This is a genomic window from Neisseria sicca VK64, from assembly GCF_000260655.1.
Taxonomy (GTDB): domain Bacteria; phylum Pseudomonadota; class Gammaproteobacteria; order Burkholderiales; family Neisseriaceae; genus Neisseria; species Neisseria sicca_B.
On record NZ_AJMT01000103.1, the window covers coordinates 15747 to 35397 of the forward strand.

The window sequence follows — 19651 nt, forward strand, 5'->3', positions numbered from 1 at the left end:
TTTGGATGGGACAGCTTATTTCCGTATTGTGATTCGTCATCTCAATATATAGTGGATTAAATTTAAATCAGGACAAGGCGACGAAGCCGCAGACAGTACAAATAGTACGGCAAGGCGAGGCAACGCCGTACTGGTTTAAAGTTAATCCACTATAGTTTTTGCCGTACCTAAAATCCGTTTTGCGGAAAGGGTCGTCTGAATTGGGAAAACAGGATGATTTTGTGGTTTTGAGTTTGGATTTCTATGCGCGCCGTACAGTTAAATCATTAATAAAATAATGTGTTGTGTTAGAATCTTGCCGAGTTGTTAATACAGGTTTGAAAGTGCTCCGTGCCGTCGGCAAGCCATTTGAGCAACGCGGCTCCATACTTTCAGACGACCCCAATACCAAATTTCAAATATCTATGTCCGTCAATCATTACGAAAACTTCCCCGTCGGCTCGCTTGTCATGCCCCGCCGCCTGCGCAAGCCTACCCATGCCGTTTACGCTTTTGCGCGCACTGCGGATGACCTCGCTGATGAAGGCAATGCCGAAGCCGATGAACGCTTGCGCGCTTTGGATGAACTCAAATCCGAACTTGACCGCATACAGCGCGGCGAAACGCCGTTGACTCCGCTAATGCAACGTTTGCAGCATGAAGCCATCGCGCCTTTCAAGCTGCCGCTGCAGCCGTTTTACGATCTTTTGTCCGCATTCAGTCAGGATGTTGTCAAAACCCGTTATCAGGATTTTGGCGACCTGATTGACTACTGCCGCCGTTCCGCCAATCCAGTCGGGCGCATTATGCTGCATCTGTACGGACAAACCGACGAAGTCAGCATTGCCCAAAGCGACGGCATCTGTACCGCGTTGCAACTCATCAACTTTTGGCAGGACGTTGCCGTCGATTGGCAGAAAGGCCGTGTTTATATCCCGCAGGACGACTTGCAAAAATTTAACGTCAGCGAAGCGCAAATTGCCGAAGGCAAAACGGATTTTGCGTTCCAAAGACTGATGGCGTATGAGTGCAACCGCGCGTTCCAAATGCTCAAAGGCGGCTCGCCCTTGGGTAAAACGCTGAAAGGCCGTTTGGGATTTGAATTGCGGATGATTATTGTCGGCGGACAACTGATTTTGCAGAAACTGGACGGCAGCAAATACGATATGTTTACACAACGTCCTGTTTTGGATAAAAAAGATTGGCTGATTATTCTGAAACGGGCATTCTTGAAGAAATAAACCGACTGGCGCAAAAGGTTGTCTGAAAACGCAGCTTGAAGGCTTCAAGGCTGTTTTCAGACGACCTTTTTCATGACTGCCCGCTGCACCCCGAATATCGATACCAATACCAACGTAAATCCCGCCAGCGACTTCGCGTCCATCCCTTGCCCTAAAAACAGCCAGCCCAAGATAAATGCCGAGACAGGGCTGAGCAATCCCAGCGACGAAACCGCAGCAGGCGAAAGTTTGGCGATTCCTCTGAAAAACAACACATAAGCCAATACGGCACCAAACAGGCTCAAATACAGATAGCCGCCGATATTGGCGGGGCTTAAAGATTCGAGCCGCGGTTCGGCAAGCAGGGCGACGGGTAGTAAAAACAAGCCGCCGATGAAAAGCTGCCAGCCGGTAAACGCCAACACGGGCAGCGAAGTGCGGCGGTGTTTCGACAAATACACGCCCAATGCCATCGCCGCCGCGCCCGCCAATGCCGCCCAAATCCCCGTCCCGTCATAGCGCGCCTGCGGCGACAAAACCAAAAGCGCAATCCCCAAAACCCCTGCCGCCGACCAAGCCCAAGCCGCTTTAGGCGGCATGGTTTTGCCGATTAACCAAGTGAACACCAGCACCATCAGCGTCTGCGTCGAACTCAAAACCGCCGCAAGTCCGCCCGGTAAGCGATACGCCGCCACAAACAACATGGCCTGAAAAAAGCCGATGTTCAAAAAACCGAGCAAGACAACGGTCGTCCATTCGCTGCGTTTAGGGATACGCCGCGTCCACGCCAACAGCAAAAGCCCGGCGGGTAAAACACGGATAAGCGCAGCGGTGAACGGTCGATCCGGCGGCAGAAATTCGGTGGTCACGAGATAGGTGCTGCCCCAAATCAACGGGGCGAGTGCGGTGGTCAGGATGGTGGCGGTACGGTTGGGCATTTTGATTCTCGTAGGAATGCAGCTTTTTCAGATTGACTATACAGTAGGTCGTCTGAAAAAAGGGAATGGGGTGTGATGGGGCAATATCAGCCTGCACTTTGGTTTTGAATGTGCAGACTGCTTTTTATATTTTAGGTAGCCCCTGTTGTTGTTTGATCGATTTCAGATTATCTTGCCAGACTAAACCAGCCCTGCCTTCTCCAATCCCATCAGGCCGTCCATGCTGCCTGATGGGGTGGCAAAAGCCACGTTCAGGCGGTTCCAAACGTTGATGGTGTTGATGACGTGAGTCAACGCCACCAGTTCTTCTTCATCAAAATGGGCGCGTACCGCTGCGTAGTCCGCATCGCGGATACCTTGTTCGGAGATGCGGGTCAGGCTTTCCGCCCATTGCAGCGCGGCCCGTTCTTTTTCGGTAAACAGGGTTGATTCGTGCCAAACGGCCAAATGATGCAGGCGCAGCTCGCGCTCGCCGTGCAGCTTGGCTTCTTTAACGTGCATATCGACACAAAAAGCGCAGCCATTGATTTGCGAAACACGCAGTTTCACCAAATCTTTCAGGGTACTATCCAGCGTGAGGCTGGCTTCCAAAGCCAGCAGTGCCTTATAGCTGTCAAGGGCATATTGGGAATAGTGTAAGCGCATAAGTCCTCCAAATAAATGAATAAGCGGGTGGGAAATTTGGCCTATCGGAAACCTTCTCTTCTTCATTCAAGTGCAGGCTGCCATCGGTCAAAACTCTTAATTTTGCCAACTGGTGAATGTCTGTGTTGCTGATTTTCAGGTGTTTATTCAATCCAATCAACCACATCGTCTACTGCCTGTCGCGTTTTGTCGCGCTTGGGTTCGCCTGCGCGATAGCCAAACGCCGCCATGACGCTGACGCGGTATTCGTCAAGATTGATGAGGCCTTTGCCGGACAGCAACTTTTCCACATTTTCTTTTTGAAAGCCTTCCATCGGCGTGGAATCCACACCAATCAACGCGGCAGCGGTCATCATATTCGCCAACGCGATATAGGTTTGCTTGGCTGCCCAATCGTTAAACGAGCGCGGATTATCGGCAATGGCAAAATCAGTTTCGGCAAACTGCTTGAAAAATTTTTGCATCATTCCAACGGTTTCAGGCGGCATTCCATGCACATCGCCCCAGATTTTTTCCTGATAATCCGCCTGCATGGCAGCCTGCGTGCGCGCCAACAAAATCACAAAATGGCTGCAATCCATGATTTTTTCCGCCGCGCCCCATGCGATGCCGCGCAACTCTTCGCGCAGAGTACGGTTCTGCACCACCAAAAACCGCCAAGGTTCCAGCCCGAACGAGCTGGGCGACATGCGTGCAGTTTCCAGAATATAAGCAAAATCATCGGCAGGGATTTTCTTCGCCGCATCATAACTTTTGCAGGCGTGGCGGAAACGGAAGGCGTTTAAAACGGCTTGTTTATCGGCAAACATGGTTTTCTCCAGTTGAGTTATCTTGATTTCAAGTTAAATATAAATAGAAATTAGCTTGAAGTCAAGATAAAATAATCGCCATTGAAAACCGAACGGAGCATCCTATGACCGAACACCTTGATGCAGCCGCCCGCGCCGTTGCCCAATGGAAGCAGGAACTACCAGAATTGGAAGCAGAGAACATGTTGTTAATAGGTCGTCTGAAACGCGCCGCTGCTTTAATCGCACGCGAATTGGAAAAAGTTTACGGAGAATACGGTTTAACCGAAGGCTCGTTCGATGTGCTGGCTACTTTGCGCCGCAGTGGCGCGCCTTATACGCTGACCCCGACCGAGCTGTTTTCAGCGCTGATGGTAACGTCCGGCACCATGACCACGCGCCTGAAAAATCTGGAAAACCAAGGCTTAATCGACCGCTTGCCCAACCCGGACGATGCCCGCAGCCTGCTTGTCCGCCTGACGGATAAAGGCAAAGAATTGATTGAAAAATCCGTGTTCCCGCATGTGGAAAACGAAAAGCGACTGCTGGAAAAGCTGGATGCGGACACCCGCACGCAACTCGAACAAGGATTGGCGGCATGGCTGAGGGCTTTGGAGACGTGAAGGCCGTCTGAAAACGTAAAAAAGCAGCCTGAGCTTCAATTTCTAAATTGCAGGCTGCTTTTTTGTTCCTATTGCGTCATGACAGTATTGCAACACCTATTCACAAAAAAACACAGTTTGATTGTAACGTTTCAAACATTTCCCCTATAATCCGCCTGTTTTCAATTTTCACATGCAAAGAAAGGAGCAGCCATGACACGCAATACTTCAATCCGCTCAATCACATTCTTTGCAGCCCAAGCGTCGGTCTGATTTCGGACAACGCGTTCCCGTATTTTCCCTATCGCCCGCTTCGGGCTGCTTTCCCATTAATCGGACAGAGGTCGTCTGAAAACCTCAGACGGCAGTCGGTATATTTTCAAACCGGGCATCTTTTTTGTTTTGTCGGTTTGGATTCGTTTTGCCATCTGTCCGTTTTAAAGAAAGCATACACATGGGCAATTATCAAAATCCCCATCATATTCACATCATCGCTGATTCAGAAACCTGGATTGAAGGCAACGCCGTCGCTCAACTCAAAATCACCGCCAAGCTGCCGCACATACTGCGCGTAGCCGGCATGCCTGATCTGCATGCGGGGCGGGGTTATCCCGTCGGTGCAGCGTTTTTCAGCGAACACCATTTTTACCCCGCGCTCATCGGCAACGACATCGGCTGCGGCATGGCGTTTTGGCAAACCGGTTTGTCCGCCGCCAAGCTTAAACCCGCCAAACTTGCCAAGCAGCTTGGCAACATCGATACGCCTTTGAGCCAAGACGAACAAGAAGCCTTACTCGGAGAATCTGCATCCGATTTTCCGTTTTCAGACGACCTCGCAGTCGGCACTATCGGCGGCGGCAATCACTTTGCCGAGTTGCAAACCGTTGAAACTGTTTACCGCGACGATTTGCTTCCCGCTGTCTTTGATTCAAACCGTTTACAGTTGTTGGTACACAGCGGTTCGCGCGGACTGGGGCAGCAGATTTTGCAACGCCACATCGAAGCCTACGGCCATCGAGGTTTGGCAGAAGGCAGCGAGGCTGCGGCGGACTATCTTGCCGAACATCAGGCAGCCCTTGAGTTCGCCCGTTTAAACCGCCGTCTGATTGCCGCCAGAATGCTCGACCGCTGGCGCACGGAAGGCGATTGCCTGCTCGACGTGCATCACAATTTCCTTGAACAAACTGAAATCGCGGGGCAAACCGGTTGGCTGCACCGAAAAGGCGCAACGCCCGCCGATAAAGGTCTGGTCATGATACCCGGCTCGCGCGGCGATTACAGCTATCTGGTTCTGCCGACCCAAGATTGTCAGATTTCGCTGAACACATTGGCACACGGCGCAGGACGGAAATGGCAGCGCGGCGAATGCAAAGGCCGCCTGTCGCACAAATATTCTGCCGACAGCCTGCGCCAAACCGCCTTCGGCAGCGTGGTCGTTTGTCAGGATAAGGCTTTGATTTTTGAAGAGGCTCCGCAGGCTTATAAAGACATAGACAGCGTCATTTCAGCCATGAAAAACGCAGGTCTGATTGAATTGGTCGCCCGCTTCAAACCCGTTTTGACTTATAAAACCAGCGGCGGATGTGGAGGTGAGGCATGAAAATCATCAGTAAATTTAAAGATTTCTACGACCACAAAGTAGCGAAATACGGTGTCGACCCTGTATTGGTGTTTGACCGCCGCTTGCCGTCTGGTGCTGAAATCCTACACAGCCTGCCCAAGCCGCCTGCCGAGTGGGAAAAGGAATACGGTGCGTGCGCCGTGGTGTCGGAACTGTATATCGGCAACCTGCGTGTATACCTGTTTGCCACGAATGATAAAGTCTATACGTCTTACGATGTCGGACAAATTTTAAGCAAAAAAATTGGGCGTTATTTCTGTCGGTCAATCTGTTTTCAAGATGGTGCGGAATACGTTTTGCCGCAATACGGCAATTACTACTGGGCTTGGCATGACGAGATCCAAAATGCCGATTTTCAAGCCGTCTGCAGAGAACGGAGCAACGTAATATTGAAAACCTATCGGAATGTGCCGCTGCTGCTCGTGTATTACGCCGACCCAAACCGTCCAAGCAAATCGGACAGCAGTCAGGACTTTGCCGCCAACCCGCAACTTTCCACACTCGGCATCTACATCGATCCCGATATTGTGTGGCAGAACATTTGCGAATACCTGTCACAGCTTAAAAGTGAGGCGGAAATCAGCCCGAGCGTGCCCGATAAAGCCAAAATCGGCAACAAGGAATTTGACGAAAAATATTCCTTCCGCCCAAAAATGAAAGGAAATAAACCATGATTTATATACAAATTTCTACCGCCCAAGGACCTGCCGAATGCCGCATCTTTGCCCGTTTCGTATTGGGCAGGCTGCTTGCCGAGGCGCAAGCGGAAGGTGTCGGGGTGGAAATCATCTCCGAAACCGCCGATAAACACGGCATTATGTCGGCGGTGCTTAAATTGGACGGCAAACATGTCGAAATTTTGGCACAGCGTTGGCAAGGTTCGCTCCAATGGATATGCGCCAGCCCCGTCCGTCCGAAACATCCGCGTAAAAACTGGTATATCGGCGTTTTCCGCATGCCCGATATGCCTGAAATGCCGTCTGAAAGCGAAATTGAGTTCCAAACCTGCCGTTCGGGCGGTAAAGGCGGGCAGCACGTCAATAAAACTGAAAGTGCTGTCCGTGCCACTCATAAAGCAAGCGGTATTTCCGTGCGCGTTGAAAGCGAACGCAGTCAGCATGCCAACAAAAAATTAGCTTTGACCCTGCTGGCGCAAAAGCTGGCGGAACACCATGCCGGACAGACCGACGATTACGCCCGCGCACAGCACAGCCGGCTTTATCAGGTGGAACGCGGCAACCCGAAACGGACGTTCGTCGGAACGGAGTTTAAGGAGAAGCCGGATGCTAAATCTTGAGTTGAGACAGCCGCTTTGGGAATGTCGTCATCCCCCGTGCTTTTAATATACGGGAAAAGGTCGTCTGAAAACCTGAATTTGTGTTTTCAGACGACCTTTTGTCTGGCTATCAACATCCGTTCAATAAGAATCCGGAATGTGTTTGAAATACAGCATGACCAGATACCAAAACAGCGTTGCTGCGGCAGCACCGAGCAGCACCCATGCGCTAATTTTGGCGACATCGCGCAGGGCGCGTTTTTGCTTGCGGCTGAAGAGGCGGTTGATGATCAGCGCGGCAAGAGCGAAAAAGAAAAAAATACGGAAAAGTCTGCCTATCATATCGGGAAGCGGGGACGGTCGTCTGAAAAAGTATGGTTCGGGCGCGGCGGCATGGGGACGGATGTTTCAGCGCGTCAGGCTGCTTGTCCGCCCGTGTCAAAAAGTCATGCCGTTTGCTATATAATAACGCTTTTCGCCGCATTTGTTGGAACAGGATATGAGTCAAAGTGCCTCGGTGGGCATTGTAACGCCCCAAAAAATTCCGTTTGAGATGCCGCTGGTTTTGGAAAACGGTAAAACTTTGCCGCGTTTCGATCTGATGATTGAAACCTACGGCGAGCTGAATGCCGAAAAAAACAATGCGGTTTTAATCTGCCATGCGCTGTCGGGCAACCATCATGTTGCAGGCAGGCATTCGGCGGAGGATAAATATGCGGGCTGGTGGGACAATATGGTCGGTCCCGGCAAACCGATTGATACGGAACGTTTTTTCGTGGTCGGTTTGAACAATCTGGGCGGCTGCGACGGCAGCAGCGGGCCTTTGTCGACCAATCCTGAAACGGGCAGGGAATACGGCGCGGATTTTCCGGTGGTTACGGTGAAGGACTGGGTAAAATCCCAAGCCGCGCTTGCCGATTATCTCGGTATCGAACAATGGGCAGCGATTGTCGGCGGCAGCTTGGGCGGCATGCAGGCTTTGCAGTGGACGATTTCCTACCCCGAGCGCGTGCGCCATGCCTTAGTGATTGCATCTGCGCCGAAACTGTCCACGCAAAATATCGCGTTTAATGATGTAGCACGTCAGGCGATTTTGACCGACCCCGATTTCAACGAAGGACATTACCGCAGCCACAATACCGTTCCCGCACGGGGCTTGCGGATTGCCCGAATGATGGGGCACATTACGTATCTTGCCGAAGACGGTTTGGGCAAAAAATTCGGACGCGATTTGCGTTCAAACGGCTATCAATACGGCTACGGCGTTGAATTTGAAGTGGAATCCTATCTGCGCTATCAGGGCGACAAATTTGTCGGGCGGTTTGATGCCAACACTTACCTGCTTATGACCAAGGCTTTGGACTATTTCGATCCGGCGGCGGATTTCGGCGACAGCCTGACCCGCGCCCTGCAAAATGTAAAAGCGAAATTTTTTGTCGCCAGCTTCAGTACCGATTGGCGTTTCTCGCCCGCGCGTTCCAAAGAGCTGGTTAAAGCGCTGATTGCCGCGCACAAGCCGGTGCAGTATATCGAAGTCAAATCCAACCACGGCCATGACGCCTTTTTGATGGAAGACGAAGCCTATATGCGCGCCGTAGCGGTTTATATGAACAATGTTGACAAGGATTGCCGATCATGAATTTGCGCGACGATTTGCAGTTGATTTACGACTGGATTCCCGAAGGCAGCCGCGTCTTGGACTTGGGCTGCGGCGACGGCGAATTACTGGCGGCTTTGGTGGAGCACAAAAAATGCAGCGGCTACGGCATCGAAATCGACACCGACAGCGTCATCGCCGCCATGTCGCGCGGCGTAAACGTCATCCAAGCCGATTTGGAGCAGGGTTTGGCAGAATTTGGCGACCAGACGTTTGACGTTATCGTCTTGAGCCAAACCATCCAAGCCATGCAGAATACCGAGAAAATCCTGCGCTGCCTCATGCGCGTGGCGAAACAGGCGATTGTCAGCTTCCCGAATTTCGGCTACTGGCGCAACCGCTTCCAAATCGCCATCGGCGGGCATATGCCGGTTTCCGAACGCATGCCCTACCATTGGTACGACACGCCGAATATCCATTGGTGTACGCTCAAAGACTTTGATTTATTGTGCGCCAAAAACAAAATCCGCGTCCTCGAGCGCGCGGTCATGACGGGTAACAAACAGGTCAAACATTTCCCCAACCTGTTGGGCAGCTTGGCGTTTTACCGCGTCGGGTAAGATGGGTTGAGCACCTTGTTGGCAATAACAAGGTTCTTGAGTTCTATGAATAACAGGTCGTCTGAAAAATGAAATGGCAGATTTTCAGACGACCTCTTTATGTTGAAAACAAAATAATGAAAAACGAAACGTCATCACTTCTCTTATGGCTTACTGCAATCATGCTGACTGCGTGTTCTCCAAGCAAAGAAGATAAAACAAAAGAAGTCGGCGCATCCGCTGTTCGATCTTCCTCGTCATCAGCTTCTTCCCAATCCGATTTGAATCCAATCGCGTCCAACTATAATAGCGTCAAGCAAGTAGAAAGCGCACCTTCTTCAAACTGCACCAACCTGCATCAGATTGGCGGCATTGATGATTTTGTCCGTCAGGTTGCCGAAAATATCGATTCCAGTTGTTTGTTTGAACGCAGCCCTAAAGAATTGGCGGAGATTTGGGGCATTCCCGGCGGAGACAATCCGCTGGAGCAGGCACTGTTCCCTGATATTGATCCGAATGATCCTAAAAACGTTGATAAAGTGATAGAGGCTATTGATCAGATGGGAAAAGGGGAGCGGAGCTATAATCAGCAGGCGGTAGAACCGGTGGTACAAGAAATGAAAGCACTCAGGCGTCGGGATACTTTGGTTTTATCAACAGGCAAACAGACAAGCCAAGGTTCGGATCAGCCACTGAGGGTAACGCACAATTTCGACATAGAAGGAACGCCGGAATATCTTAAGAAACACGGCGGCGGGTTTGGCGGTAGTTTTCAAAACATCAGCCGGTTGCCCGAATATTTGAAAGCACACGGAAAGATTTTTGAGGCGCAAAGGGTATTCCGCCTTTTCAACCGCGACCGCAGCCCTGATAAGCCTTATCTGGAAATCGTGTTTGACGAAAGTGGAAAAATTGTTTCGATTACCGTATATGAAAATGTTTCCAATCCGGCAAGCGGGATTCATTTAATGTAATGGGTTTGGAGCACAAACGGAGAGGGTAGGAATCTAAATGCATCGAGCGTTCGTTGAACATTTGATGCGATAGCAGTTTGATTGGAAGCCTTCAATTCAATATCGAAAAGGTCGTCTGAAACCTGAATCGGGTTTCAGACGACCTTTTGTTGATGTGTTCGAGCTTAACCAAATGCTTAACGGCTGTCTTTCCATTGGTAATATTTCGAGCCGAGGAAGGAGCCGAGTTTGCGCAGGAAAGGTTGGGTAATGATGCTGGGGTGTTTGAGTTTTTCAAACGGTTTCAGACGACCATCGTCACCCATGATGGCTTCGGCGATGGCAAGGCCTGCTATGCCGGTAATCGCCATGCCGTGTCCCGAGTAGCCTTGGGCATAGTAAACATTGGGCGCGAGTCTGCCGAAGTGGGGGGCAAGGTTGGCGGTGATGTCGCATTCGCCGCCCCATGAATGTTCGATTTTGACATCGGCAAGCTGAGGGAAGACTTTGAGCATGTCTTGGCGGACAAGCTCGGTCATGCGGTCGGGATCGTCGATGAACTCGTTGTCTTTGCCGCCGAAGAGCAGGCGACCATCGGAACTGAGGCGGTAGTAGTCGAGGACGTGGCGGTTGTCGCAGACGGCCATGTTGTTGCGGATGAGTTCTTTGGCGCGTCCGCCCAGCGGTTCGGTGGCGATGATGAAGGTGCTGACGGCGATGGCTTTTTTTTCCAACGGCTTGAATTTTTGATGCAAACCGGCGTAGGTGTTGACGGCATACACGAGGTTTTGGCATTCGATGCTGCCGTCCGGGGTATGGACGAGCCAGCCGCCTTGATAGGGTTCGATACGGGTCATCGGGGACTGTTCGAAAATCTGCGCGCCTGCTTCGGTGGCGGCGCGGGCGATGCCCAGGGTGTAGTTGAGCGGATGGAGGTGGCCGGAATGAGGATCGAACTGTGCGCCCAAGTACATATCGCTGGCAAGTTGTTGCTTGAGCGTGGCTTTATCCCAGAGTTGGTAATGGGTAGCGCCGTAATGTTGTCGGGCGTGTTCATGCCATTGTTGCAATTCTTCCCAATGCTGCGGGCGGATGGCGACGGTGGCGTAGCCGCGCTGCCAGTCGCAGGCGATTTGATGTTTTTTAACCCGTTCGTCAACGAGTTCGACGGCTTGCAGGGATTGCTGCCAAAACCAGCGGGCTTGTTCCAAGCCGACTTGCTTTTCGATTTCTTCCATACCGCAGGCGTAATCGCTGATGACTTGCCCGCCGCTGCGCCCTGATGCGCCGAAGCCGATACGGGCGGCCTCGAGTACGGTAACTTCGCGTCCGTTTTCGGCAAGGGGAAGGGCTGTGCAAAGTCCTGTCAATCCTCCGCCGATGACGCAGGTCTCGGTTTTCAGACGACCTTCAAGCTTGGGATAAGCGGCGTGGGGATTGATGGTGCTGAAATAATAGGAGGGAAGGTATTCTTTGAAATTGGGATGAATCATAGGGTAATGCTTCGCTCGTTTTCAGACGACCTTTGGTGGGAGTTGAGGGTCGTCTGAAAAGTAGGTTAAACGGGTTGTGTGAAGAAAACAGGCTGACCTTGCATTGATGCGGTCAGCCTGTCTGATTGGGTCAATTTGTTTTTTCTGCGGCGAGCTTTTCCTGACGGTAGGCTTCGGCGGCTTCCCGATCGCGTTTGGTTGCTTGGCGCATCATCCAGTAATTGATGACGATGACCAGCGTACCGATGATGCCGATCAGGATGGTTGCCAACACATTCATCTGCGGGTCGAGACCCAGCTTGATTTTGGAGAAAATCACCTGCGGCAATGTGGAAGAACCGGGGCCGGACAGGAAGGAGGTAATCACCAAATCATCCAGCGACAGGGTAATGCCGAGCAGGAAGCCTGAAGCGATGGCAGGGGCAATCAAGGGCAGGGTGATGACGAAAAAGATTTTCAGCGGACGCGCACCTAAGTCCATTGCGGCCTCTTCGAGCGATTGGTCAAGCTCCACCAGACGCGAACGGATGACGACGGTGATGTATGCCATACAAAGCGTCGTATGCCCGAGAAAAATGGTGAAGAAACCGCGGTCGAAGTACAGGTTTTGCAGCAATTCGCTACCTTGCAGGAACATTTGCACCTGAATAATCAGCAGGAGCATGGACAGACCGGTAATCACGTCAGGCATAACCATAGGCGCGGAAATCATACCGGCAAACAAGGTGCTGCCGCGGAAGCGTTTGATGCGCGCCATCGCGTAACCTGCCAGCGTGCCCAAAACGACGGCTGCAAGCGAGGATGCGGCGGCAATGCGCAGCGACAGCCAAGCGGCTTCCAAGATGGTGTCGTTTTCCAGCAATGCGCTGTACCACTTGGTCGAAAAGCCGCCCCAAACGGTAACCAGCTTGGATTCGTTGAACGAATAGATGACCAAGACGACCAGCGGAATATACAGAAACGCCAGCGACAGCATCAGCATCAGTTTCAGGAACCAGGATAATCGGGATTTCTGCATTATTTGGATCCTTCTTCTAATTCGCGGTTTTCATAATGCTGGAACAGTGCAATCGGCACGACCAGCAGTGCGACCATGACGACGGCGACGGCAGAAGCCAACGGCCAGTTGTTTTGATCGAAGAACGCCTGCCACAAGACTTTACCGATCATCAGGTTTTCCGAACCGCCGACCAGCTCGGGAATCACAAATTCACCGACTGCGGGTACGAAAACCAGCATGGAGCCTGCGATGATGCCGGTTTTAGACAGGGGCAGGGTAATGGTGAAGAACGATTTAATCGGTCCTGCGCCCAAATCAGAAGCCGCTTCGAGCAGGCGGTTGTCGAGTTTCACCAGTTGCGTGTAAAGCGGCAGGATCATAAACGGCAGATAGGCATAGACCATGACCAAGTTCAGTGAGAACGCGTTGTAAAACAGGTCTAAAGGTTCTTCGATAATCTGCATTTTAAGCAGGAAATTGTTGATGATGCCGTTGTGTCCCAGCAGGCCCATCCATGCGTAAACACGCAATAGGAAGGAAGTCCAGAAAGGCAGCATGATGGCAAGCAGCAGGCCGTTGCGCATGGCGGGATTGGCGCGCGAAATCGCATAGGCGGTCGGATAACCAATCAGCAGACAAATGATGGTCGTCGTCAGCGCAGTCTTAATCGAAGACCAGTAGGTCATCAGATAGATATTGCTGTTTTCGCTGTCGCCAAACGGATTCAGGGTATTCCAAAAATTTTGGAAGATATCGGCATAGTTTTGATAACTGATGGCGATGTTCAGACGACCTAAATCTTCATCGACGCTGGTCAGCGGCGTAAACGGCGGAATGGCGATTTCTTGTTCGGCAAAGCTGATTTTCAGCACGATGGCGAACGGAATCAGAAACAGTACCAAAAGCCAAATATACGGCACGGCAATGACCGCGCGCTGACCCGGGCGGCGGAACAGTTTGTTTTTCAGTTTTTTAAGGTTCATCTCACTCCCCTTAAATCAACGGAACAACGGAGTCGGTTGGTTTTCCGGCCAGCTGATATAGACGGTTTCGTCCCAAGTCGGCGGCGTGATGTTGCGGACATACCAATAAGGTGCGGGAACTTGGCTTTTGACGACGCGGCCGTTGGCGAGTTTGATGTGGTAAATCGCGAAGCTGCCCAAGTAGGCGATTTCTTCTACCGTGCCTTTTGCCCAGTTGAAGCTGCCCAAGTGGTCGGGTTTTTCTTTGTACAAATCAATGTCTTCGGGACGGATGCTGACCCAAATGTCTTGTTCGCTCGGGCCGCCCAGACCGTGGTCGATGCGGACGTGGTTTTCCAAACCTTCGCATTCGATAACGGCATAATCGGCATGGTCGTCAATCACGACGCCACCGAAAATATTGGTCTCGCCGATGAATTCGGCGGTAAAGCGGCTGTTGGGGTAGTCGTACACGTCGCTGGGCGTACCGACCTGTTGCAACTGACCGTCAGACATAATGGCGATGCGGGTCGCCATCGTCATCGCCTCTTCTTGGTCGTGCGTGACCATGATGCAGGTTACGCCGACTTGTTCCAGCGTATTGACCAATTCGAGCTGGGTTTGTTGACGCAATTTTTTGTCCAACGCGCCGAGAGGTTCGTCAAGCAGCAGGATTTTCGGACGCTTTGCCAAGCTGCGTGCCAAAGCGATACGCTGTTGCTGGCCGCCGGATAATTGATGCGGTTTGCGCTTGGCGTATTTGGTCATCTGCACCAGACGCAGCATTTCTTCCACGCGCGCAGCGATTTCATCTTTGGGCATTTTGTCTTGTTTCAGACCGAAGGCAATGTTCTGTTCCACAGTCATGTGCGGGAACAGCGCATAGCTTTGAAACATCATATTGATGGGGCGCTCGTAGGGGGCAAGTTTGGTAATGTCTTGACCGTCCAGAATGATTTTGCCCTGATTAGGGCTTTCCATGCCCGCCAGCATACGCAGCAGCGTGGATTTGCCGCTGCCGGAGCTGCCCAAAAGGGCAAAGATTTCATGTTGATAAATATCCAAGTCGATGTTATCGACAGCGTAATTGTCACCAAACTTTTTCACCAAGCCTTGGATTTTAAGATAAGGTTTGGCTGAAGACGCAGTGGTTGCGGTCATAATGGCAATACTCCAATAAAAATGACGAGTACCGGCAAAACGGATTTTCGAAAGGGTGATAAAAAGCTGTTTGATTGCTGGCGGGAGTCGCAACGTCGCAACGTCGTCTGAAACTCTTGTGAAGCGCACGGGCAGCATGGATGGGAAACGGGTGGAAATCCAAGGATAAACCGCCTCCGCCGAACTCGCTATTATATTAGCCTATGGCACGCAGGGGCAATACGAAATTGCCCGAAGGGGCTGATTTCCTGCGGATTTGATTTAAACAGGACATTTTGAAACCTGTCAGATTGAATCTGCGGTCAATCCATACGGGTGAATAAGGAAAGGCAATCGCTTTCACAAGCGAAGTTGAGCGCGTTGTTTTTATGCAATTAATTTATATGAATATTATGCTTATATTTTAAATATTCATTCAAAATATAATAAAATATGAAATATTTACATTAATTGCTTGATAAGCATTTCGTTGTAAAAAGTGTAATAACAAGCAGATTTTCAAACAAATTTTTTTCGTGAATGTTCACGCAAGGGGTAAAACATGAGTATCAAACAATGGCCTGAAGGCGAGCGGCCGCGCGAGAAATTGTTGGCGCATGGCGCAGGCGCGTTGAGCGATGCGGAGTTGCTGGCGATTTTGCTGCGGGTAGGTACGCGCGGGATGAGCGCGGTGGATTTGGCGCGTTATCTGCTGAACGAGTTTGGCAGTTTGGGCAAGCTGATGAGCGCCGACGCTAAAACGCTTTCCGCATACAAGGGCATGGGTTTGGCGAGTTTTACCCAATTTGCCGTCGTCAAAGAAATCGGCAGGCGGATTTTGGGCGAGGATTTACAGGAGAACATCACGCTTTCCAGTCCGAAAGCCGTTGCCGATTATCTGCGCCTGCATTTAGGGCACGAAAAGATAGAAGTCAGCACCGCGCTTTTGCTTAACCGCCAAAACAGGCTGATTGCCATGCGCGAACTCTCGCGCGGAACGGTGGCAGAAAATACCGTCTATATCAGGGAAATCGTCAAGCTCGCATTGGACGAATACGCCGACAGCCTGATTATCGCGCATAATCATCCCGGCGGTTCGGCAACGCCTTCGCAATCCGACATTGCATTCACAGGTCGTCTGAAACAGGCTTTGGCATTGGTTGATGTCTCACTTTTGGATCATTTTATTGTCACGGCGAAAGAAGTCTGCTCGATGCGGGAACAGGGGTATATGGAAGGGTAAAAAGGAGTTTTGTCGGAGTCTGGTAGCGGTTTGTCTTGTTTTGATATTATGCGAACAGATTGTTTAGATAGTATAGTGGATTAACTTTAAACCAGTACGGCGTTGCCTCGCCTGCCGTACTATCTGTACTGTCTGCGGCTTCGTCGCCTTGTCCTGATTTAAATTTAATCCACTATATTTGGTCGCCCAAAAGGTCGTCTGAAAATGTTTTCAGACGACCTTTTTGCTAATTTGAAAGTCTTTATTTTTTATGTCAGCAATCTGTTATGAACTTGAACAATAAAAGTTATGCACAGATTTTATAATAATAATTTCAATATAAAACATATAGATATTGAAAATTTTCTATCCTAATAAAATTTTGCTATTGAGTTATCCACATTTGGGCCTATATTGGGTGTAACGAAATTCTAACCAAAGGAAACCAAAAAGATGAGATTCGACAAATTAACCGCCAAATTCCAACAAGCCCTTGCAGAGGCTCAGAGTTTGGCGTTGGCTGCGGACAGCAGCTATCTGGAAGCGGGCTTCGTGCTGAAAGCCCTGCTTGACGACCAAAACAGCGGAGCCGCCGCGCTCTTGGCTCATGCGGGCGTGAACGTGCCGCAGGTGAAACAGCGTTTGCAGCAGCATTTAAACAGCCTGCCTAAAGTGTCCGGTCAGGGTGGCGATATTCTGCCCAGCCGCGAATTGCAGGCGGTGTTGAACCTGATGGACAAAGCGGCAACCAAACGCGGCGATGCCTATATCGCCAGCGAACTTTTCCTGCTTGCCTTGGTGCAGCAGAACGATGCGACCGGCAAAATCCTGAAAGAAGCCGGAGCGACCGAACAAAACATCAATGCCGCGATCGACGCGGTACGCGGAGGACAAAACGTGAACGATGCTAATGCCGAAGACCAACGAGATGCTCTGAAAAAATACACGCTCGACCTGACCCAGCGCGCCCGCGACGGCAAGCTTGACCCCGTTATCGGCCGCGACGACGAAATCCGCCGCGCGATTCAGGTGCTGCAACGACGCACCAAAAACAACCCCGTGCTGATCGGTGAACCGGGCGTGGGTAAAACCGCCATCGTCGAAGGCTTAGCACAGCGCATCGTCAATGGCGAAGTACCTGAATCCCTGCGCAACAAACGCCTGCTGGTTTTGGATTTGGCGGCATTGATTGCCGGCGCGAAATACCGCGGCGAATTTGAAGAGCGCTTGAAAGGCGTGTTGAACGACTTGGCGAAAGACGACGGCAACACCCTGATTTTCATTGATGAAATCCATACTTTGGTCGGCGCAGGCAAAACTGACGGCGCAATGGACGCGGGCAATATGCTGAAACCAGCCCTGGCACGCGGCGAACTGCACTGCATCGGCGCGACCACCTTGGACGAATACCGCCAATACATCGAAAAAGACGCGGCACTCGAACGCCGCTTCCAAAAAGTATTGGTCGGCGAACCCAGCGTGGAAGACACCATCGCCATCCTGCGCGGTTTGCAGGAACGCTATGAAATCCACCACGGCATCGACATCACCGACCCCGCCATTGTTGCCGCCGCAGAATTGAGCGACCGCTACATCACCGACCGCTTCCTGCCCGACAAAGCGATTGATTTGATTGACGAAGCCGCCAGTCGCATCAAAATGGAGTTGGACAGCAAACCCGAGCAGATGGACAAACTCGACCGCCGCATCATCCAGCTCAAAATGGAAAAAATGCACGTTGCCAAAGAAAGCGACGACGCCAGCAAAAAACGTTTGGAGCTGATAGACGAAGAGATCGACGGTCTGCAAAAAGAATACGCCGATTTGGACGAAATCTGGAAAGCTGAAAAAGCCGCGTCTTCCAGCACCGCCGACATCAAGAAACAGATGGACGACATCAAGGTCAAAATCGAGCAGGCCAAACGCCAAGGCGATTTTGCCCGTGCGTCCGAACTCGAATACGGCGAGTTACCGAAATTGGGTGCGCAGTTGCAAGCGGCGGAAAGCAACCCAGACGGCAAAAAACAAAACAAACTCTTCCGCACCGAAGTCGGCGCGGACGAAGTGGCCGAAATCGTATCGCGCATGACCGGCATCCCCGTGTCCAAAATGATGGAAGGCGAACGCGACAAGCTGCTGAAAATGGAAGAAGTATTGCACCGCCGAGTGGTCGGTCAAGACGAAGCCGTGCGCGCCGTGTCCGACGCCATCCGCCGCAGCCGTTCCGGCCTTGCCGATCCGAACAAGCCTTACGGCAGCTTCCTGTTCTTAGGCCCGACCGGCGTGGGTAAAACCGAGTTGTGCAAAGCCTTGGCGGGCTTCCTGTTCGACAGCGAAGACCACCTCATCCGCATCGACATGTCCGAATACATGGAAAAACATGCCGTTGCCCGCTTAATCGGTGCGCCTCCGGGCTACGTCGGCTACGAAGAAGGCGGCTACCTGACTGAGCAAGTCCGCCGCAAACCGTACAGCGTAATTCTTTTGGACGAAGTAGAAAAAGCTCATCCCGACGTGTTCAACATCCTGTTGCAAGTATTGGATGACGGACGTTTGACCGACGGACAAGGCCGCACCGTGGACTTCAAAAACACCGTCATCGTCATGACTTCCAATATCGGCAGCCAGCACATCCAACAAATGGGTACGCAGGACTACGAAGCCGTGAAAGAAGCGGTGATGGAAGAAGTGAAAGCCTACTTCCGCCCCGAAATGATCAACCGTATCGACGAAGTGGTCGTGTTCCACGGACTGAATCAGGAGAATATCCGCAACATTGCGAAAATCCAGCTCAAAGGTTTGGAAAAACGTTTGGAAGCGCAGCACCTGCACCTGAAAGTGGACGATGCCGCCTTGGATTTGATTGCCAAAGCCGGTTTCGACCCCGTGTACGGCGCACGCCCGCTCAAACGCGCCATCCAGTCGGAAATCGAAAACCCGCTGGCCAAAGCCCTGCTCGAAGGCAAATACACGCCCGACAGCACGATTCATGTGAAAGAAGAGGGCGGCAAGCTGGTGTTTGCCTGATTTAGGTGTGGATTGAGATAAAGTGATGAAAAGGTCGTCTGAAAACTGTTGGCGCTAAGTCCACTGATTTCAGACGACCTTATTGGGTTATTGTTCAATTTATACGTTTTGTATCATAATCTCCATCAGTATCCGGCAACCAGCATACGGAAATATGTGAATTCTGATAATTTGAGTCGTAATAATCAGAATCAAAAAAATATTTAATTTCAACCCATTTTCCGCTAGGAAATTCAAATAATCTTTTTAAATAATCGTTCTTTTTTTCTAAAACAAAATCATCTAATAACAAATCTAATTCGACTGCTGATTTAAGCTTTTCATCTGGGGAAGGTTCCATGATGTCTCCTTATTGAACAAATGATTTATAGTGGACAATCGCTTCTAATTTTACCTGACCAATCTTACCTGCATTGATAGCTTCCGGTAAGTTTTATAGTGGATTAACTTTAAACCAGTACGGCGTTGCCTCGCCTTAGCTCAAAGAGAACGATTCTCTAAGGTGCTGAAGCACCAAGTGAATCGGTTCCGTACTATCTGTACTGTTTGCGGCTTCGTCGTCTTGTCCTGATTTAAATTTAATCCACTA

Annotated in this window: 19 protein-coding genes; 10 read left to right on the forward strand and 9 right to left on the reverse strand. The window is 51.0% G+C overall.

The features are described 5' to 3' along the window. Nucleotides 1-404 precede the first annotated feature (404 nt). Entirely contained in the window at nucleotides 405-1220 is an 816-nt protein-coding gene (hpnC, locus tag HMPREF1051_RS06375; protein ID WP_036492240.1) for a squalene synthase HpnC, read from the forward strand. A 56-nt stretch (nucleotides 1221-1276) separates the two neighbouring features. On the opposite strand, the gene HMPREF1051_RS06380 is transcribed toward hpnC, so the two are convergent. The 3 genes from HMPREF1051_RS06380 to HMPREF1051_RS06390 form a co-directional block, all read right to left on the reverse strand. After that, nucleotides 1277-2137, reverse strand: a complete 861-nt coding sequence (locus tag HMPREF1051_RS06380; RefSeq protein ID WP_003765978.1) for an EamA family transporter — start codon at nucleotides 2135-2137, stop codon at nucleotides 1277-1279. Nucleotides 2138-2317: 180 nt separating this feature from the next. Then, complete coding sequence (locus HMPREF1051_RS06385) at nucleotides 2318-2782, reverse strand: carboxymuconolactone decarboxylase family protein (RefSeq protein WP_003766007.1); 465 nt, start codon at nucleotides 2780-2782, stop codon at nucleotides 2318-2320. Nucleotides 2783-2925: 143 nt separating this feature from the next. After that, nucleotides 2926-3591 carry an NAD(P)H-dependent oxidoreductase gene (locus HMPREF1051_RS06390; protein ID WP_003766019.1) on the reverse strand — a complete coding sequence of 222 codons (666 nt, stop codon included), beginning with the start codon at nucleotides 3589-3591 and terminating at the stop codon, nucleotides 2926-2928. A 104-nt stretch (nucleotides 3592-3695) separates the two neighbouring features. Here HMPREF1051_RS06390 and HMPREF1051_RS06395 point away from each other — a divergent pair, with 104 nt between their 5' ends. The 4 genes from HMPREF1051_RS06395 to prfH all read left to right on the forward strand — a co-directional run bounded on the left by HMPREF1051_RS06395 (nucleotide 3696) and on the right by prfH (nucleotide 7090). Further along, a complete protein-coding gene (locus HMPREF1051_RS06395; protein ID WP_003766025.1) occupies nucleotides 3696-4193 on the forward strand; it encodes a MarR family winged helix-turn-helix transcriptional regulator in 498 nt (165 codons plus the stop codon). Nucleotides 4194-4626: 433 nt separating this feature from the next. Then, nucleotides 4627-5772, forward strand: a complete 1146-nt coding sequence (locus tag HMPREF1051_RS06400) for an RNA ligase RtcB family protein (protein WP_003765980.1) — start codon at nucleotides 4627-4629, stop codon at nucleotides 5770-5772. Then, nucleotides 5769-6467: a hypothetical protein gene (locus tag HMPREF1051_RS06405; RefSeq protein WP_003766012.1), complete on the forward strand. Its 699-nt coding sequence runs from the start codon at nucleotides 5769-5771 to the stop codon at nucleotides 6465-6467. Before HMPREF1051_RS06400 ends, HMPREF1051_RS06405 begins: the two co-directional genes overlap by 4 nt. Then, nucleotides 6464-7090 carry a peptide chain release factor H gene (prfH, locus tag HMPREF1051_RS06410; protein WP_003766009.1) on the forward strand — a complete coding sequence of 209 codons (627 nt, stop codon included), beginning with the start codon at nucleotides 6464-6466 and terminating at the stop codon, nucleotides 7088-7090. Before HMPREF1051_RS06405 ends, prfH begins: the two co-directional genes overlap by 4 nt. A gap of 120 nt (nucleotides 7091-7210) precedes the next feature. On the opposite strand, the gene HMPREF1051_RS14830 is transcribed toward prfH, so the two are convergent. Beyond that, the gene (locus tag HMPREF1051_RS14830; RefSeq protein WP_003675061.1) at nucleotides 7211-7411 is read right to left on the reverse strand and encodes a protein MIGRI; all 201 of its coding nucleotides are present in this window, start codon (nucleotides 7409-7411) and stop codon (nucleotides 7211-7213) included. A 157-nt stretch (nucleotides 7412-7568) separates the two neighbouring features. On the opposite strand from HMPREF1051_RS14830, the gene metX reads away from it, so the two are divergent. The 3 genes from metX (at nucleotide 7569) to HMPREF1051_RS06430 (ending at nucleotide 10239) form a co-directional block, all read left to right on the forward strand. Continuing rightward, entirely contained in the window at nucleotides 7569-8708 is a 1140-nt protein-coding gene (gene metX / locus HMPREF1051_RS06420; RefSeq protein WP_036492241.1) for a homoserine O-succinyltransferase MetX, read from the forward strand. Continuing rightward, nucleotides 8705-9286, forward strand: a complete 582-nt coding sequence (gene metW, locus HMPREF1051_RS06425) for a methionine biosynthesis protein MetW (protein ID WP_003743445.1) — start codon at nucleotides 8705-8707, stop codon at nucleotides 9284-9286. Before metX ends, metW begins: the two co-directional genes overlap by 4 nt. A 116-nt stretch (nucleotides 9287-9402) precedes the next feature. Further along, a complete protein-coding gene (locus tag HMPREF1051_RS06430) occupies nucleotides 9403-10239 on the forward strand; it encodes an NMB0938 family lipoprotein (RefSeq protein WP_419538015.1) in 837 nt (278 codons plus the stop codon). Nucleotides 10240-10415: 176 nt separating this feature from the next. On the opposite strand, the gene HMPREF1051_RS06435 is transcribed toward HMPREF1051_RS06430, so the two are convergent. The 4 genes from HMPREF1051_RS06435 to HMPREF1051_RS06450 form a co-directional block, all read right to left on the reverse strand. Next, entirely contained in the window at nucleotides 10416-11711 is a 1296-nt protein-coding gene (locus HMPREF1051_RS06435; protein WP_003766004.1) for an NAD(P)/FAD-dependent oxidoreductase, read from the reverse strand. 130 nt (nucleotides 11712-11841) lie between these two features. Beyond that, nucleotides 11842-12729 carry an ABC transporter permease subunit gene (locus tag HMPREF1051_RS06440; RefSeq protein ID WP_003765987.1) on the reverse strand — a complete coding sequence of 296 codons (888 nt, stop codon included), beginning with the start codon at nucleotides 12727-12729 and terminating at the stop codon, nucleotides 11842-11844. Further along, nucleotides 12729-13694, reverse strand: coding sequence for an ABC transporter permease subunit (locus HMPREF1051_RS06445; RefSeq protein ID WP_003766008.1), 966 nt, complete (start codon nucleotides 13692-13694; stop codon nucleotides 12729-12731). Before HMPREF1051_RS06445 ends, HMPREF1051_RS06440 begins: the two co-directional genes overlap by 1 nt. 15 nt (nucleotides 13695-13709) lie before the next feature. Continuing rightward, entirely contained in the window at nucleotides 13710-14834 is a 1125-nt protein-coding gene (locus HMPREF1051_RS06450) for an ABC transporter ATP-binding protein (protein ID WP_009312960.1), read from the reverse strand. Between the two features lie 541 nt (nucleotides 14835-15375). Between HMPREF1051_RS06450 and radC the strand changes: the two genes are divergently transcribed. Next, the gene (radC, locus tag HMPREF1051_RS06455; RefSeq protein WP_003766020.1) at nucleotides 15376-16056 is read left to right on the forward strand and encodes a RadC family protein; all 681 of its coding nucleotides are present in this window, start codon (nucleotides 15376-15378) and stop codon (nucleotides 16054-16056) included. Between the two features lie 432 nt (nucleotides 16057-16488). Continuing rightward, complete coding sequence (gene clpB / locus HMPREF1051_RS06460; protein ID WP_003766015.1) at nucleotides 16489-19062, forward strand: ATP-dependent chaperone ClpB; 2574 nt, start codon at nucleotides 16489-16491, stop codon at nucleotides 19060-19062. Between the two features lie 94 nt (nucleotides 19063-19156). Here the strand turns inward: clpB and HMPREF1051_RS06465 are convergent, their stop codons facing one another. Further along, nucleotides 19157-19402, reverse strand: a complete 246-nt coding sequence (locus HMPREF1051_RS06465) for a hypothetical protein (RefSeq protein WP_003766010.1) — start codon at nucleotides 19400-19402, stop codon at nucleotides 19157-19159. Nucleotides 19403-19651: the final 249 nt, after the last annotated feature.

Coding starts and splice junctions, on each gene's coding strand:
- hpnC (WP_036492240.1), top strand. CDS start 405: ATGTCCGTCAATCATTACGAAAACTTCCCCGTCGGCTCGCTTGTCATG.
- HMPREF1051_RS06380 (WP_003765978.1), bottom strand. CDS start 2,137: ATGCCCAACCGTACCGCCACCATCCTGACCACCGCACTCGCCCCGTTG.
- HMPREF1051_RS06385 (WP_003766007.1), bottom strand. CDS start 2,782: ATGCGCTTACACTATTCCCAATATGCCCTTGACAGCTATAAGGCACTG.
- HMPREF1051_RS06390 (WP_003766019.1), bottom strand. CDS start 3,591: ATGTTTGCCGATAAACAAGCCGTTTTAAACGCCTTCCGTTTCCGCCAC.
- HMPREF1051_RS06395 (WP_003766025.1), top strand. CDS start 3,696: ATGACCGAACACCTTGATGCAGCCGCCCGCGCCGTTGCCCAATGGAAG.
- HMPREF1051_RS06400 (WP_003765980.1), top strand. CDS start 4,627: ATGGGCAATTATCAAAATCCCCATCATATTCACATCATCGCTGATTCA.
- HMPREF1051_RS06405 (WP_003766012.1), top strand. CDS start 5,769: ATGAAAATCATCAGTAAATTTAAAGATTTCTACGACCACAAAGTAGCG.
- prfH (WP_003766009.1), top strand. CDS start 6,464: ATGATTTATATACAAATTTCTACCGCCCAAGGACCTGCCGAATGCCGC.
- HMPREF1051_RS14830 (WP_003675061.1), bottom strand. CDS start 7,411: ATGATAGGCAGACTTTTCCGTATTTTTTTCTTTTTCGCTCTTGCCGCG.
- metX (WP_036492241.1), top strand. CDS start 7,569: ATGAGTCAAAGTGCCTCGGTGGGCATTGTAACGCCCCAAAAAATTCCG.
- metW (WP_003743445.1), top strand. CDS start 8,705: ATGAATTTGCGCGACGATTTGCAGTTGATTTACGACTGGATTCCCGAA.
- HMPREF1051_RS06430 (WP_419538015.1), top strand. CDS start 9,403: ATGAAAAACGAAACGTCATCACTTCTCTTATGGCTTACTGCAATCATG.
- HMPREF1051_RS06435 (WP_003766004.1), bottom strand. CDS start 11,711: ATGATTCATCCCAATTTCAAAGAATACCTTCCCTCCTATTATTTCAGC.
- HMPREF1051_RS06440 (WP_003765987.1), bottom strand. CDS start 12,729: ATGCAGAAATCCCGATTATCCTGGTTCCTGAAACTGATGCTGATGCTG.
- HMPREF1051_RS06445 (WP_003766008.1), bottom strand. CDS start 13,694: ATGAACCTTAAAAAACTGAAAAACAAACTGTTCCGCCGCCCGGGTCAG.
- HMPREF1051_RS06450 (WP_009312960.1), bottom strand. CDS start 14,834: ATGACCGCAACCACTGCGTCTTCAGCCAAACCTTATCTTAAAATCCAA.
- radC (WP_003766020.1), top strand. CDS start 15,376: ATGAGTATCAAACAATGGCCTGAAGGCGAGCGGCCGCGCGAGAAATTG.
- clpB (WP_003766015.1), top strand. CDS start 16,489: ATGAGATTCGACAAATTAACCGCCAAATTCCAACAAGCCCTTGCAGAG.
- HMPREF1051_RS06465 (WP_003766010.1), bottom strand. CDS start 19,402: ATGGAACCTTCCCCAGATGAAAAGCTTAAATCAGCAGTCGAATTAGAT.